The sequence below is a fragment of the Maribacter sp. PR1 genome (assembly GCF_028464145.1).
Lineage (GTDB): Bacteria > Bacteroidota > Bacteroidia > Flavobacteriales > Flavobacteriaceae > Maribacter.
In genome coordinates, this window is the sequence record NZ_JAQPCG010000007.1 from 158,157 (window position 1) to 173,817 (window position 15,661).

The 15,661-nt window shown below is 36.0% G+C and carries 17 protein-coding genes; 8 read left to right on the forward strand and 9 right to left on the reverse strand.

The genetic code is table 11. The annotated features are described in order from the left end of the window. The first annotated feature begins 35 nt into the window (after positions 1-35). The gene (locus PP182_RS15215) at positions 36-1,511 is read left to right on the forward strand and encodes a sodium:solute symporter (RefSeq protein WP_272652126.1); all 1,476 of its coding nucleotides are present in this window, start codon (positions 36-38) and stop codon (positions 1,509-1,511) included. Positions 1,512-1,526: 15 nt separating this feature from the next. On the opposite strand, the gene PP182_RS15220 is transcribed toward PP182_RS15215, so the two are convergent. From PP182_RS15220 to PP182_RS15235, 4 genes are all read right to left on the reverse strand, one after another. Continuing rightward, the gene (locus tag PP182_RS15220) at positions 1,527-1,886 is read right to left on the reverse strand and encodes a CoA-binding protein (RefSeq protein WP_272652127.1); all 360 of its coding nucleotides are present in this window, start codon (positions 1,884-1,886) and stop codon (positions 1,527-1,529) included. 400 nt (positions 1,887-2,286) lie between these two features. Further along, on the reverse strand, positions 2,287-3,294 hold the full coding sequence (locus PP182_RS15225) for a 3-oxoacyl-ACP synthase III family protein (protein WP_272652128.1): 1,008 nt from the start codon (positions 3,292-3,294) through the stop codon (positions 2,287-2,289). Positions 3,295-3,387: 93 nt separating this feature from the next. Then, on the reverse strand, positions 3,388-4,695 hold the full coding sequence (locus tag PP182_RS15230; protein WP_272652129.1) for an ABC1 kinase family protein: 1,308 nt from the start codon (positions 4,693-4,695) through the stop codon (positions 3,388-3,390). Between the two features lie 18 nt (positions 4,696-4,713). Next, positions 4,714-5,367 (reverse strand): TetR family transcriptional regulator C-terminal domain-containing protein, encoded by a 654-nt coding sequence (locus tag PP182_RS15235; protein ID WP_272652130.1) that lies wholly within the window; start codon positions 5,365-5,367, stop codon positions 4,714-4,716. 319 nt (positions 5,368-5,686) lie between these two features. On the opposite strand from PP182_RS15235, the gene htpG reads away from it, so the two are divergent. After that, positions 5,687-7,579, forward strand: a complete 1,893-nt coding sequence (gene htpG, locus PP182_RS15240) for a molecular chaperone HtpG (protein ID WP_272652131.1) — start codon at positions 5,687-5,689, stop codon at positions 7,577-7,579. A 64-nt stretch (positions 7,580-7,643) separates the two neighbouring features. Here the strand turns inward: htpG and PP182_RS15245 are convergent, their stop codons facing one another. The 4 genes from PP182_RS15245 to PP182_RS15260 form a co-directional block, all read right to left on the reverse strand. Beyond that, complete coding sequence (locus PP182_RS15245) at positions 7,644-8,456, reverse strand: inositol oxygenase family protein (RefSeq protein ID WP_272652132.1); 813 nt, start codon at positions 8,454-8,456, stop codon at positions 7,644-7,646. A gap of 46 nt (positions 8,457-8,502) precedes the next feature. Continuing rightward, entirely contained in the window at positions 8,503-10,101 is a 1,599-nt protein-coding gene (locus PP182_RS15250; protein ID WP_272652133.1) for a solute:sodium symporter family transporter, read from the reverse strand. A gap of 147 nt (positions 10,102-10,248) precedes the next feature. Continuing rightward, positions 10,249-10,662: a hypothetical protein gene (locus PP182_RS15255; protein WP_272652134.1), complete on the reverse strand. Its 414-nt coding sequence runs from the start codon at positions 10,660-10,662 to the stop codon at positions 10,249-10,251. Continuing rightward, positions 10,643-11,233, reverse strand: coding sequence for an RNA polymerase sigma factor (locus PP182_RS15260; RefSeq protein ID WP_272652135.1), 591 nt, complete (start codon positions 11,231-11,233; stop codon positions 10,643-10,645). The genes PP182_RS15255 and PP182_RS15260 overlap by 20 nt, the downstream gene beginning before the upstream one ends. A gap of 132 nt (positions 11,234-11,365) precedes the next feature. Here PP182_RS15260 and PP182_RS15265 point away from each other — a divergent pair, with 132 nt between their 5' ends. The 3 genes from PP182_RS15265 to PP182_RS15275 all read left to right on the forward strand — a co-directional run bounded on the left by PP182_RS15265 (position 11,366) and on the right by PP182_RS15275 (position 12,788). Continuing rightward, positions 11,366-11,719, forward strand: coding sequence for a DUF6249 domain-containing protein (locus tag PP182_RS15265; protein ID WP_272652136.1), 354 nt, complete (start codon positions 11,366-11,368; stop codon positions 11,717-11,719). Between the two features lie 68 nt (positions 11,720-11,787). Continuing rightward, positions 11,788-12,426 (forward strand): MOSC domain-containing protein, encoded by a 639-nt coding sequence (locus PP182_RS15270; RefSeq protein WP_272652137.1) that lies wholly within the window; start codon positions 11,788-11,790, stop codon positions 12,424-12,426. Beyond that, positions 12,423-12,788, forward strand: a complete 366-nt coding sequence (locus tag PP182_RS15275; protein ID WP_272652138.1) for a DoxX family protein — start codon at positions 12,423-12,425, stop codon at positions 12,786-12,788. The genes PP182_RS15270 and PP182_RS15275 overlap by 4 nt, the downstream gene beginning before the upstream one ends. A 54-nt stretch (positions 12,789-12,842) precedes the next feature. On the opposite strand, the gene PP182_RS15280 is transcribed toward PP182_RS15275, so the two are convergent. Further along, the gene (locus tag PP182_RS15280) at positions 12,843-13,427 is read right to left on the reverse strand and encodes a hypothetical protein (protein WP_272652139.1); all 585 of its coding nucleotides are present in this window, start codon (positions 13,425-13,427) and stop codon (positions 12,843-12,845) included. A 310-nt stretch (positions 13,428-13,737) separates the two neighbouring features. On the opposite strand from PP182_RS15280, the gene PP182_RS15285 reads away from it, so the two are divergent. The 3 genes from PP182_RS15285 (at position 13,738) to PP182_RS15295 (ending at position 15,658) form a co-directional block, all read left to right on the forward strand. Further along, a complete protein-coding gene (locus tag PP182_RS15285; RefSeq protein WP_272652140.1) occupies positions 13,738-14,610 on the forward strand; it encodes an AraC family transcriptional regulator in 873 nt (290 codons plus the stop codon). After that, positions 14,610-15,206 carry an alpha-ketoglutarate-dependent dioxygenase AlkB family protein gene (locus tag PP182_RS15290; RefSeq protein ID WP_272652141.1) on the forward strand — a complete coding sequence of 199 codons (597 nt, stop codon included), beginning with the start codon at positions 14,610-14,612 and terminating at the stop codon, positions 15,204-15,206. Before PP182_RS15285 ends, PP182_RS15290 begins: the two co-directional genes overlap by 1 nt. 173 nt (positions 15,207-15,379) lie before the next feature. Further along, positions 15,380-15,658, forward strand: coding sequence for a TIGR03643 family protein (locus PP182_RS15295; RefSeq protein ID WP_272652142.1), 279 nt, complete (start codon positions 15,380-15,382; stop codon positions 15,656-15,658). The last annotated feature ends 3 nt before the right edge of the window (positions 15,659-15,661 follow it).

Here is a 15,661-nt window from a genome sequence, read left to right on the forward strand (position 1 = left end):
TTTACTTTTTGTACTTTGACCATAAATTATTTGCCATGACCGCTTCCCATATTCTACTGTTAATTGGTAGTTATTTCTCAGTTTTATTGTTGATATCCTATTTTACCGGAAAGAACGATACAAATGAGGATTTTTTTAAGGCCGGCAAGCAATCCCCATGGTATCTGGTAGCTTTTGGAATGGTAGGTGCCTCACTATCCGGTGTCACCTTTATTTCTGTACCTGGATGGGTGGATGCTTCAAAATTCAGTTATTTGCAGGTAGTATTTGGATACTTACTGGGTTATTTTGTTACGGCTTACGTACTTCTTCCTATATATTATAAACAAAACGTAACATCTATTTATGAATATTTAGATAGTAGGTTTGGGTTTGTTAGTTATAAAGTGGGTGCAATTTCTTTTTTCGTGTCTCGGGTTTTGGGGGCGGCCTTTCGCCTGTTTCTCGTTGCCATAGTGCTACAACAGTTTGTTTTTGACGCTTGGAACGTTCCTTTTGAAATTACCGTGACATTATCCATTCTTTTAATATGGATTTATACTTTTAAAGGTGGTATAAAGACCATAGTCTGGACCGATACACTTCAGACGTTGTTCATGCTAGTTTCTGTTGGCCTATCCATTTACTTTATTTTGAACCGGCTAGAGTGGAGCTTTGGAGACTTTTTAACCTCGAAGGAACTATCTAATTATAGTAAAACATTTTTTATCGATGATTTCTTTGCCAAAAATCATCTAATAAAATCCTTTTTGGGCGGTATGTTCGTTACAATCTGTATGACGGGATTGGATCAGGATATGATGCAGAAAAACTTAACCTGTAGAAATTTAAAAGATGCTCAAAAAAACATGGTCTCCTTCAGTTTCGTACTTGTTTTGGTGACCTTTGTTTTTATGTTGTTGGGAGCACTACTCTTTATTTATGCCGAGAAATACCAAATTGCAGTACCATTAATGGATGGGCAACCAAAGACAGACCTTTTATTTCCAGAAATTGCATTGAATAGTGGTTTGGGCATGACAGTTGCCGTAACGTTTATGCTCGGACTCATTGCAGCCGCTTATAGTAGTGCTGATAGTGCCTTAACTTCCTTGACCACTTCATTTTGTGTAGATTTCTTAGGAACTGGAAAAAAATCTGACAAGGAAGCGAAAAAGGCTCGAAGACAAACCCATATAGGTATGAGTATTTTATTGATATTGGTCGTAATTACCTTTAAATATGTATTGGATAGGAATGTCATTGATGGGCTGCTCACTGTAGCCTCGTATACTTACGGTCCACTACTTGGGCTTTTTGCCTTTGGTATATTTACCAAGCACCAGATCAAGGATAGATATGCTTGGATAGTTGCTCTTACCTCGGTACTAATTATTTTAGGTTTGGCCAAGATTCCTTCAGAATCCATTGGTGGTTATCAATTTGGTTATGAATTGCTTCCTCTAAACGGTCTCATTACATTTATTGGCCTATGGCTTATTCGTAGACAGCCTGATAAGAAAATTACTTAATTCATTTAACCAGCTTCAATATTGATTGGTAGACAGAAGGACTAAGGTACAGGCTACTTCCACGTGTATATTTTGATACGCTAACAGCTGATAAAATTCCGGATTTTCAGTACCTGGATTAAAAATTACCCTACTTGGGTTTAGGTCGATTATGGCATCGTAGTATTCAATTTGCCTCTTCGGATTTAAATACAGTGTTACTGTATGAATATTTTGGAATTCAATTAAATTGGTCTTAACTTGCACTCCCCCGATTTCTCCAGTTCTTAAACCGAAAGCCTCGGTTTTTACTCCGTTATGAACCAACCTATGAATTACCAAATTACTGTAACGGTTTGGTTTTAAGGATGCGCCAAAAACGAGAGTTGTTTTCATGATTAATTAGGGTGTTAAAGTTTATTGAATCTGTAACTAATTCCAGGAATAATAGTCTTTTAGTTGTTAAGGGAATACGAATAAAGATTAGTTTTAGTGTTATTGAAAATATTTAAGAGGTTGATATTGCTATATATTTATAGTTAATGGTTAGTGTTTAGTATAGCTTATCAGCAAAGAAACCCAGGCATTTGTCTGGGTTTCGCTTTTCATAAAAGTATCGTTTTGATAAATCTTTAATGGTTAATCAATCGTTAAAGCTTTTAATCGGTGTAACATCTTCGCTAAAAATTAGTCTATTAAAGCAAAGGTTAAACCTAAAAACGATAGAGGATTGGTTGGTTTTCTCACGTTTAGTTTTAATCTTGAGAAACCCGTGGTTTATACCACGGGTTTTTATTTACCATCGGATAATAACGCTACCCCAAGTAAATCCGCTACCAAAAGCTGCTAAAACGACCAAATCACCAGATTTGACTTTACCAGACTCCCAAGCTTCCGTTAAAGCAATAGGAATAGATGCCGCCGTTGTGTTTCCATAACTCATGATGTTATTATAAACCTGCTCATCCTTTAGTCCGAACTTTTTTTGTATAAATTGGGAAATCCTAAGATTTGCTTGATGCGGAACCAATAAATCGATATCTGCAGGCTTTAAAGCATTTTCCGCTAAACCTTCCATGATTACTTCGCTAAACCGAACCACAGCATTTTTAAATACGAACTGTCCATTCATATATGGAAAATAAGATTCATCATTAGGATCATTATCATCAATAATGTCGGTAACCCATCTTTTTCCCATCCCAGGTGCAATTAAAGATAGTTCCTCGGCGTGTTGCCCTTCTGAGTGTAAATGCGTGGATAGTATTCCTTCATCCGTGCTTTCGGACCTGCTCAATACTGCTGCACCCGCACCATCTCCAAATATGACAGATACTGCCCTTCCTCTAGTTGTCATATCCAAACCATGAGAATGTAACTCGGACCCGATGACCAATATATTCTTATACATCCCAGTTTTAATATATTGATCCGCTACCGAAATAGCATATACAAAACCAGAACATTGATTTCGTACATCCAGCGCACCAACTGTTTTTATTCCTAAATCTCGTTGCACCAAAACGCCAGGTCCCGGAAAGTAATAATCAGGACTAAGGGTAGCAAATACAATAAAATCTATATCATCTTTGCTTATACCCGACCGTTCTATCGCTATTTTGGCAGCTTTCACTCCCATTGAAGTCGTCGTGTCCTCACCTTTAATAACGTGTCTACGCTCCTTTATACCCGTTCGCTCCTGTATCCAAGCATCGTTGGTATCCATCAGTTTGGACAGGTCATCATTGGTTACCACATTATCGGGCACAAAATATCCTAAGCCTTTTATTTTCGAATTATACATGTTGTGATTTTTTGACTGTAATTATTGTCAATACTAATAGTGCAATATAACAACTATTCCCAAGTTGGAACTCATTTTAGAAAGGATGTTTTGCTACAAATACTTTTTGAAATGATTTACCTTAATTTCCGCTTTTAGATCATTGAGAAGATTATATAGACCGAAAAAGGTTCTATTCATATAGAGAAAATGTTTGGACCCCCTATTTCCGTTCATCTTTCTAATTTGTTTGTCCGATGCATAATGCTCACTCAATGCCGCAATTTTTCCCCAAAAATCCGGGTTACCAAAATCAAAAGTTTCGTCATGGAAAGGAGAGGTAAATAAGCTTAGCATTTCATGAAATAGTTCTTTGAAAAATATGATTTCCCTGTCCGTATCCGTGGGCGTCAAAATTTCCAATTCGTACATTTTTTGTGTAAAAATAGCATCGTTGGAAATATTCTCCTTTTTTGCCAATTCGAAATACGGATTGTAAAAGGTATCCGGTACTTCCTTGATACAACCAAAATCTATCGCCACCAATTCTTGTTTGGAATTAATTAGAAAATTACCGGGATGAGGGTCTGCATGTACTTTCCTTAAGCCATGGATTTGAAACATGTAAAAGTCCCACAGAGTCTGCCCCAATTTATTTCCTACCTCTTTAGAGAAATTGGTTTTTGTAAAATCTCCCAGATGGGTTCCCTCCATCCAATCCATGGTTATGATTTTTTCACTGGAAAGTCCTTCGTAATATTTCGGGAATATTAAATTGTCTATAACCCCGCATTTTGTAGTGATTTCCTGACTTTGTTGTACTTCCAACAAATAATTTGTTTCTTCCAGCAACTTACCTTCAACCTCCTTAAAATACTTATCGGAATCCTTACCTTGAAGGTTGAACATTCTTAAGGCTATAGGTTTTACCAAGGCAAGATCACTGCTTATACTTTCAGCAACACCAGGATATTGGATTTTAACCGCTAAGCTTTTCCCGTCTTTGGTAGCCCTGTGGACTTGACCAATGCTAGCAGCGTTGACGGATTCCTGCTGAAACGTATCAAAAACTTCTTCAGGATACTTGTCTAAATATTTTTTGAAGGTTTTCCTTACTAAGGGAGCGGACAAGGGTGGAACGGAAAATTGGGAGAGGGAAAACTTTTCTACATATGCATTCGGGAGAAGGTTCTTCTCCATGCTTAGCATTTGCGCCACTTTTAGCGCACTTCCTTTTAAGCTTTTTAAGCCATCATAAATATCTCCGGCATTATCAGTATCCAACTCATCCCTAGTAAGTTCTGGATTTACCATTTTTTTACCATAGTACTTAGCATAATTCCCCCCAATTTTTACTCCAGTCTTAATTAACTTACTGGCTCTTTCTATTTTGCCGGTTGGTATTTTATCAAGTGTTTTCAATGGCTTACTAGTATATAATTATGCAAAGGTTTCTTTGTATAGAAACTTTCCGAAATCGACAATGTTCTCTAAAGGTGTATTATCGAAAAGGTCAAATACTGTATTTACGGATTTTTCAATCGCTAAATCCGTCTTTTCAAAACCTTTGGATTCATCCTTCGTCCAGAATCTTAGTAGAAATAGCAGTTGTAACCAAGCCCCTTCCGAAAAAATAGTTGGATTGTGTTGGGTAATTTTACTGGACTTCTGTTCATTCCCATGGTTGATCAAGCCCTTTGTAAATTCTTTAAAGTGTTTTCTTAAGCCTTTAAGTTGTTCTAAATTTTTTAATTGATTTTTACTTTGAGACAAAGAGAAAAGCACATAGCTCCTATTCAATGTCAACGTTTCAAAGAAGGTATAAAAGAAAGTAAGCAGCTTTTCCCTATTGGTAAAGGTGGTATATTCCTTGTTTTTCTCCATCAAGGACATCGTACTCGTAAAAAAAGCATCCCATATTCCCTTTTTGAGTGATGTTATAGAACTGTAAAAACAGTAAAAATCTTCCTCCGTAATGGAAGACACTTTACAAAATTTGTAGACCGTCTTGGGTTCGCTCTCATGTTCCAATACATAATCCATGTATTTAGCGATAATATCCTCTTGGGTAATCTTTTTCTTCTTTGTAGCCATTTCCTTAGTGTTTGAGGTGTTGATATTCAATTGCAAAAAACGTACCGAATAAGATTAAAAAACGTGCTCTCAGGGGAAAGCACGTTTTCAAACAACCTAACCAATAAATAATCAAACGTGATTATGATAAAAACTTTTTCATAGCATTTTCTTTCCTAATCACATGTAAATGTATATAATGTTTAATCTTTAAATAAAAATATTAAACAAAACTTTTGTTAAAGTTTGATAATCGATAGATGTGTCAGTTTGTCACTTAAGATAAGTCTGGTATTTTTTTTGACTATTAAGGGTAGCATTAATTTAAAAATTAAAAGAAATGGCTACAGGTAAAATCAATGTTTCGGTAGACAATATATTTCCTCTTATTAAGAAATTCTTGTATAGCGATCATGAAATTTTTCTACGTGAATTAATATCCAACGCTACGGATGCGACCCTTAAACTAAAACATTTGGCCACCTTAGGTGAGGCCAAGGTTGAGTACGGCAACCCAAAGATCGAAGTGAAGGTTGATAAGGAAGGTAAAAAACTCCATGTTATTGACCAAGGTTTGGGTATGACGGAAGAGGAAGTAAAAAAATATATTAATGAAGTTGCCTTTTCAGGTGCAGAGGAGTTTTTGAATAAATATGAAGATTCTGCCAAAGATGCAGGTATCATAGGCCATTTTGGTCTCGGCTTTTATTCTGCCTTTATGGTAGCTGACAAAGTTGAAATTATTACCAAGAGCTATAAAGATGAACCGGCCGTTCATTGGTCATGTGATGGATCTCCTAATTTTACCATTGAGGAATCTAAAAAGAAGGAAAGGGGTACAGAGATTATTCTACACATTTCAGAGGATTCAACAGAGTTCTTAGAAGAATCAAGGATTAGTGAGCTTTTAAAAAAGTATAATAAATTTATGCCGGTTCCGATTAAGTTTGGAACTAAAACAGAAACTTTACCCAAGCCCGAAGACGCAAAGGAAGAAGATCCCGCACCGACAAAAGAAGTAGATAATATCATCAATAACCCTAATCCGGCCTGGACTAAACAACCTACGGATTTAAAGGATGAAGATTACAAAAGTTTCTACAGGGAATTATACCCGATGCAGTTCGAGGAACCCTTGTTCCACATTCACTTAAACGTAGATTATCCATTTAATCTGACAGGTATCCTTTATTTTCCAAAGCTTACCAATGATTTAAATATTCAGAAGGATAAAATACAACTTTATCAAAATCAGGTTTTTGTAACGGATAATGTAGAAGGCATTGTTCCGGAATTTTTGACCATGTTACGTGGAGTAATTGATTCTCCGGATATTCCCTTAAATGTTTCTAGGTCTTACTTACAGGCAGATGGAGCAGTTAAAAAAATATCTTCCTACATTACCCGAAAAGTCGCGGATAAATTAAGTTCTCTATTTAAGAACAATCGGGAGGATTTTGAAAAGAAATGGAACGATATTAAAATCGTTATAGAATATGGAATGCTTTCGGAGGATAAATTCTTTGAAAAAGCGGACAAGTTTGCCCTTTATCCTACAGTAGATGGTTCCTATTTTACATTTGAAGAACTACAGGAAAAAATTAAAGGAAATCAAACAGATAAAGATGACAAATTGGTTATCCTTTACGCGTCTGACAAAGAGGCACAGCACAGTTATATTGAAGCGGCCAAAGCCAAGGGTTACGAAGTCTTGTTGTTAGATTCGCCAATCATAGGACATTTAATGCAAAAGCTGGAAACTTCCAAAGAGAAAATATCCTTTGCAAGGGTAGATGCGGACCATATAGACAAATTGGTTCAAAAAGAGGGCAATCAAATTTCCAAATTATCCGATGAGGAAAAAGAAAAATTAAAAACCGATTTGGAGTCTGTCTTTGGTGAAAAAAGTAGTTACACGGTACAATTGGAAGCTATGGACAGTGATGCCTCCCCATTCATAATCACGGAACCGGAATTTATGCGACGCATGAAGGAGATGCAGCAAACCGGTGGCGGAGGAGGTATGTTCGGTATGGGCAACATGCCGGAAATGTACAACCTCATCGTAAACACAAATCATGAATTGGTAAGCGAAATCCTGAATACAAAGACAGCAAAGAAAAAGGAAAGATTGATTAATCAATCCCTAGATTTGGCAAAGCTTTCCAAAGGATTGCTTAAAGGAGCAGACCTAACGAATTTCATTAAGCGTAGTTACGACATGGTGAAATAAATTCATTTATATAAAAGAAAAGGGCCACTTAAATAAGTGGCCCTTTTTTATTTTTCACAATCAACTACCAGAGTATAGGACCCTTGCCCAAATATTTCTCTGCAATCGGTTGATAATAATCCCTTACATCTTCCAATTCATATATTTTCTGACTTTTTGTATACAGGTCATACTTATTAAAATCCTTTATGATCTCTAAATATTCCTTGTCCTTTTCGTTCGTCAACTCCTTATAACTACCACCAGAATGCCAAGGATAAAAGGAATGATAGCGTATCATGACCATAGCTTCTTCTGGCAGTGAATTTTCCGCATGGTTATTTAATACTTGATATAGATATTCATCATGACCCCAGGCCAGTTCCAAATTGTCCAATCCGCAAGCTTCATCATAAATACCTGTGGCAGTGTTATATCGTTCATCGGCCATATCGGGATTTAGTTTATTAAACTCAGGATAGACACAGGAAGAAGGTAGTTTACAACCTACCACAAAAACATCACCCACCATGCCCCACTGCTCGGCTTGACTCGTTCCATCTTCATCACATCCCCACATAAACATAATTTTACCCAAGTCGTGTATTAGCCCTGTGAGTTGCATCCAATCCGGTCTATCATCACCTCGTATAGCCTCTGCACTCTGTATAAGGTGCTGCACATTTGGTAAATCCAAATCAGGATCACTGACATCGATTAAACTATTTAAATGCCCCATGGCTTCCCATAGATCCATTGGCTTATCAAATGTTAGATATTTCTTATGCATCCGTTGCACATAATCATAGGTTTGATTTTTGCGCATCTTTCTATAGTGTTCCTTTACGGCTACCGAAACATCCGGTGCATCATAATTCCTAAACGTTTTTTCTTCCATGACACTAAAATTTTGAAATCTTTTTCAACCAACAAATTACTGAATTCTAGACACTTCCCAACAAAAAATACAAAACAACCGTAAAGAGCACCAAAAACACACTAAAGTGTTTCGCGTATTTCCAAGGTTTTAAATCGAGTATATCCGCATTTTGTATTGAAAACCGCTCTTTTGTCGGGCGATAAAGCGAGGCCAAATGCATAATACCGATATTAAGAACAAACTCGATACCCCAGATATGTACAAAATGCAAATTAACTTCCAGAACATAATACATCAACACATAAAACACCAGACCAAAGCTTAAACCTACTTTGGCCCCAAATGCCGACACTTTTGGAAAAAGAAATCCTGCCGTAATAACACTTGCAATAGGTATAAAGAAAATACCGTTTAATTGCTGTAAAAGCTGATAGAGTCCATCCGGTGCATTGGCTACAAAAGGAGCTATACCAATGGCAAAAACAGCAAGGATTAAAGAAGTCCATTTACCAATGGAAACCAATTTTTGATCATTGGATCCCTTAGAAATATATCTTTTGTAAATTCCTAGACTAAATACGGTAGCCGCACTGTTCAATGCACTATTAAATGTGCTCAATATGGCTCCCATCATGACCGCAACAAAAAATCCCGTAAGCCAAAAGGGCATAACCTTCTTTACCAGTTCCGGGTACACACTGTCTGGGTTATCGTAATAAGATTCACCAAAGTAATAGAAAGCAATTAGACCCGGTAAAACTATAATCAAAGGCACCAAAATTTTTAATAGCCCCGTATATAACAAACCCTTTTGGGCCTCTTTTAAACTAACCGCTCCCAATACCCTTTGTATTATGGATTGATGCATGGTCCAAAAATAGATTTGGTTTACCATTAACCCAGTGAATAAAACCTCAAAAGGTAATATGGCCGATCGGGCACCTTCACCAACACCGTTCTCATTACTTATCACATTGAATTTTTCTGGACTGTTATTGAAAACCTCTCCTAAACCATGGAACAAGTTTCCCGCACCGATACTTAGCAGCGCCAAAATGGGCACCAAAAGTCCCGCAACCAAAAGTCCAAAACCATTTATAGTATCGGTATAGGCCACCATTTTAAGTCCTCCGAAAATAGCATAGATGGCACCAATGGTTCCAACAACCAGTATAGTAACCCAAATACCTTGGGTCTGCGTTATGTTTAAAAGATTTGAAATTTCAAAAATAGCCTCAATATTAAGGGCTCCTGTATACAGCACAATTGGTAGTAAGGTTGCCACAAAAGAGATAATCAACAAAAGGGCTACAAGCGTTCTTGTAAGACCATCAAATCGTTTCTCCAGAAACTCGGGGATGGTGGTCAATCCCATTTTTAAATATCTAGGTGCAAAGTACAAGGCTCCAATGACCAATGCGAGTGCCGAGGTAACCTCCCAAGCAATAATGATGGCACCATTTCTATAGGAAGAACCGTTCATGCCCACTAAATGTTCCGTGGAAATATTGGTAAGCAATAAGGAACCCGCAATAACAATACCCGTAAGTGAACGACCCCCTAAAAAGTAACCGTCCTTGGTACTCAATTTATCTTTACGCAGTTGATAGGTCGCATAAAAAGCGACAAATCCCGTGAAAAGTAAAAACGATAAGAATATCATCGATTTAAATGTAATGATAAATTTTATATCTGAGGGAAACCGATTTTAATCATTCTCATATTATGCATGCACTTCTATATTGGGATTCAAAGCATAAATCATCTGGCAAGGTTAAGAAAGTTTTCTTAAAAAGTTCAGCCCTTTGTCTTAAATCAGCACCCGTCGTTTTGCGAAATAATTTTTTAAAATTAAAACCTGGAATACAATAAAAATAGTGAGTCCCATAGTGGCATAGATTGAGGAATTCAGTTTAAGTTCATTGATATCAAAGTTTAACCAATCAAAATTACCAATGGTATTGTATTTTAATGTAGACAACCAAAACACTTCATTTATTTCAACAATGGAATTCCCTAAAATAAAAAGTGTAACCACGAATAGGGCCAAAACATACCATATCAACCTTGATATAAGGGGTTTAGGGCTCAATATTGCTTTTTTGGAAAATTCTATTTTTTGAAAAAGAGTCCTATTAAAATCTTTTGAAACTTCATCCAGCTCCAAGTCCTCAAAAGCTTTTTTAATAAATAGATTTAATTCTTTATTTTCCTGCTCTTTCATAACATTTAATCGTTTCAGGTTCCAACGTGTTTTTTAAAATCAAAGCTAGTTTTTTCCTAGCCCTATGAAGTCTAACTTTTACAGTGTTGGCTTCCAAATCTGTAATATTTGCTATTTCTTTAAGGGTAAGTTCTTCAAAATAAAATAATGTGATGAGTAAACCATCCTCACCTTCTAATCTTTCTATGGCTTTTTTTATGTTTCTTCTTTTTTCTTTTGACTCTAAACTATTCCAAGTTTCATTCATCAATTGGAAATCCAGCTCATAACTTCCATCCAGACTATTTGTTCTGGGTTGCGTCTTTATTTTTTTTATATAATCTAGGCTTTTATGATATGCAATTTTATATAACCACGTAGAAAACTTGGAATCTCCTTTAAAATTTGAAATGGCATCGTAAACTTTTAAAAATGTATCTTGAGTTACTTCCTCGGCCTCTTCCTTATTACCCACCAAACGCAATGCCAGCGTGAATACCATATTTTTGTATCTATCCACAAGCTGTTCATACGCGGAGATATTACCCTGTTTGGTAAGATCTATTAAAGGTTGGTCCCTATCCATGTCCATTTCTAAAGGTAGGACGCATTTTACACACAAAAGGTTACAACATTCGAAGAAAAAATAAAAAACTTGTAACCTTCTTCAATTAATTGTCGTCCAAAGGGTAAACAAGTTTATTTATCAATTAAAAAACAAATCATGGGAGGAGAAGTCATTATTTTCACTTTAATTTTTGGGGTTATTTTTGGAATAGCCTATTTATTTTTTTCAACAAGAAACAAGGAACGTATGGCCCTTATAGAAAAAGGAGCCGATGCCAGTATTTTTGTAAAAAGTAAAAAAGAACACGCCGCACCTTTTTGGAAAATTCTAATCCTTAATCTTGCCTTACTTTTAATTGGAATAGGCACCGCAATCTTTTTGGCCTCAATATTGGTTTATAGTTTAAATGTGGAGGAAGATGTTGCTTACCCTGGTACCATATTCTTAATGGCAGGTATAGGACTATTATCCGGTTTTTACCTAACCAAAAAATTAGAGAAAGAAATTTAAATACCGTTTCTAAAATTTCAATCTTAAAACCGTCAATATTTAATTGACGGTTTTTTTATCTTCACCAAATGAAGGTAATCTCTACGAATATTTGCAACAATCCCAGAACATTCATTTGGAACGGTAAGGAAGAGCAGACCGGGATTTTTAAATATCCAACAAAAGAAGAATTGTTTTTGACCAAGAACGATGTTAAAAAAGATACCATAATAAATAGGGTAAACCACGGGGGCACCAACAAAGCATGCTATCTTTTTTCTTCGGAACAATACCCTTTTTGGAAAGAACGATACCCAAATCAGGAATGGGATTGGGGCATGTTTGGAGAAAACTTAACTGTTGAAGGTTTGGATGAATCCAAAATTAGAGTTGGAAATATTTATCAATTGGGAAAAGCATTGGTACAAGTGTCCCAACCCCGAGAACCCTGTTATAAATTGGGTATTCGCTTTGGAACCCAGAAAATCTTAAAAGAATTTATTAATCAGAATCATCCCGGAACCTATGTAAAAATTATTGAGGAAGGAGAAGTTACAAAAGAGGATGAGTTAATCTTGGTATCCTTGTCAAAAAACACACTAACGATTCAAGAATTTTACGAACTCATGTTCTTGAAGGAGAAGCCGCAAAATATATTGAAGAAATTTATGGAAAATGAGGCCGTGCCCCAATATAAAAAGGATAGAATGCTAAAATATTTAAAATGAATCTTCAATATCCGTGGCATTTATATTTAATGGCGGGAATCTATATATTCGCAGGCATTATGCATTTCGTTAAACCGAAGATTTATTTAAGAATAATGCCGAGGTACTTGCCTTTTCACACACCTTTGGTTTATATCAGTGGTGTCATTGAATTTTTTTTAGGAATAGGCCTTTGCTTTTCCTTGACCAAGAATATATCCATTTATGGTATAATCTGTATGTTATTGGTATTCTTATTAGTGCATTTTTATATGCTGAGCGGAGAAAAAGCAGCAGCAGGAGTACCTAAATGGTTACTTATTATACGCCTCCCCCTACAATTCTTTCTTATGTATTGGGCCTATCAATACCTAACATTATAAAAAGCAAAAAGGAGGCTCTCCAGCCTCCTTTTCTTGAAATTAACTTAAACCAACTTAATTAACAACAAACTCTTCACTGTAGGTTTTAGTATCATCGGATACTACTACCATGTAACTTCCTGAGTAAGCTCCCTCAAAATTGAAGGCTTTCTCAACAATTAATTTATCGGATACAGTTTCAGAGAATACCAGTCTATAATTTTGGTCGTAGACTTTCAATGATATTTCTGACTTGTCCAGGTTTAAAAAGTTCATGAACACTTTGTTCCTCGTTTTTCTGAAAAATGGTTTAGCATCTACTACAGAATCGATGATTTTGATTTCACCCTTTTCCAAGGAAATGGTGTACGTGTTACTTTTTAGACCACTTTCTGCGATTAAATAGTAATTACCATCTTTTAAATCTTTCATATTCAGTTTTTTACTGAAATGACCATTTGAAAGTTTTTCAAAATAGATACTATTAGAATCCGAATCCAAAAGTTGGATTTTGACACTTTGTCCTGGCGCATCCAAAGTCATTAAGACGCTTTTGGAATTACCCAAGGTAACAACATCCAGTTTAGGTTCTCTTGCCATACCCGCTACTGTAGCGAACATAAAGGCAACTACGGTTGTGATTTTTACAATTGTTTTCATAATAAATTACTTTAAAGGATTAATTAATAATTTACACTACAAACATACGCCCGATATCTAGCGCCCACTACATCATATTTTCCCGATTTATGTTCTATTTTACCAACTCCACTAACTTTTCGCTAAGGGTATGGTAAAATTCCACATATTTAGGTTAATTTTGCAAAGTAACCAGCAAAAAAGGTTATTTAATTTTACATGTATAAACTATTAAATGACGAGCCAATAGACAGTAAAAAGTCCTATACTATTAGTTTATGCTTTTGTGGAGCAATATAGAGACCTCGTTTATCGAGCAAAAACATTAAAGATGATTGTACAAAAACCTGCTTTTGAAGCCATTGAACCAGATTTTGGGCATTCCTTTACCTATCAAAAATTTGATGAGCATAAGTTAAACCGCAACAATTTATGGCATTACCATCCAGAATTGGAGTTGGTATATGTAAATGGCGGATCTGGAAAACGCCAAATTGGAAGTCATGTATCCTATTATACCCATGGGGACCTTATATTAATAGGAAGTAATCTACCCCATTGTGGACTTACTGATGCCCTTACGGGGAATACCAGCGAAACAGTCGTTCAAATGAAGCTTGATTTTTTAGGGACTGATTTTTTTACCATCCCAGAAATGAAAAAAATCAAAAGTCTGTTTGATGCGGCTAGCGGCGGTATTGCTTTTCATGGTAAGACCAAAAGAAAAATAGGTGATAAAATTGAAGTATTGGAATATCAAACTGATTTTCAACGCTTGTTGAGCATATTAAATATCTTGAACGAGCTTGGCAATTCCGACGAAATGAAAATGTTAAACGCTACCGGATTCTCCTTAGCCACGGATGTAAAGGACAATGATAGAATAAACGTTGTTTTCAACCATGTTAAGAGTAACTTTAAGGAAGAGATAACTCTGGAAGAAATATCCTCTATGGTAAGTATGACCATCCCTTCTTTTTGTAGGTACTTTAAAAAAATCACCAATAAAACCTTTGTTCAATTTGTAAATGAATATAGATTGGTGCATGCATCTAAATTGCTAGCGGAAAAACCGATGAGTATTACAGAGGTATGTTTTGAGTGTGGGTTTAATAACTTTTCGCATTTTAATAAATCATTTAAGGCATTTACCGGGCAAAACCCAAGTGAATATAGAAATGAACTGAAAACGGTTTTGGTTTAATGTCTAAAAATGAAAAAAAAGGTCAGCATCTTGCTTTACCGGATTGCGATATTATCTACTATCCCCATTTTTTAGAGGAGCAGGTGGCCGATTCTTATTTTAAATTATTAAGGTCGGAAACCCCTTGGCAGCAAGACGATATCAAAGTCTTTGGCAAAGTGTACCCCCAACCTAGACTTACCGCTTTGTATGCGAACAATAGTAAGCCCTACTCCTACTCCAATATTACCATGAAGCCACAACGCTTTACGAAGTCTTTATTGGAACTAAAATCCAAAATAGAATATTATCATTCCTACAATTTTACAACCTGCTTACTGAACTTATATAGAGATGGTAAAGATAGTAATGGTTGGCATGCCGATGATGAAAAGGAGTTAGGAAGACATCCTATTATTGCATCTTTAAGTCTAGGGGCAGAACGAATGTTTCACTTAAAACACAATATAAAACCCCATCTAAAACACAAAATGGCTTTGGAGCATGGCAGTTTACTGTTGATGCAAGGAGAAACCCAGCATATGTGGAAACATCAAATACCTAAAACGGCAAAACAAGTTGGAGAACGAATCAACCTAACTTTTAGAATCATATAATAAAAAAATCGGCTGTGGGAACCGATTTTTTCTGTGCCTAATAGGGTCCCGACCATCTTTAGCACTAGGGCACACCAATACTAATCTGCTTGTCAAGAACTTACTTGACCTGTAAAATTCAAATGTCATGCCAAACTCTCTCTTTATATTAGGGTTTGTATATTTGTAGAACTATGGATAAAAGCTTTAATGAAAGAGAATTAGACCGAATTATAGAAATGGCCTGGGAGGATAGAACCCCATTTGATGCCATCGCCTTTCAATTTGGAATCAGTGAACAAGAAACCATTGAAATTATGCGAAAGGAGATGAAACCAAGTAGTTTTCGCATGTGGAGAAAAAGGGTACAGGGCAGGGCCACCAAACATAGAAAGTTAAGGCAAAATATTTCTGGAAGGTTTAAATGTTCCCGTCAACGGAATATTTCAGGGAACAAAATATCAAAGCGATAATGC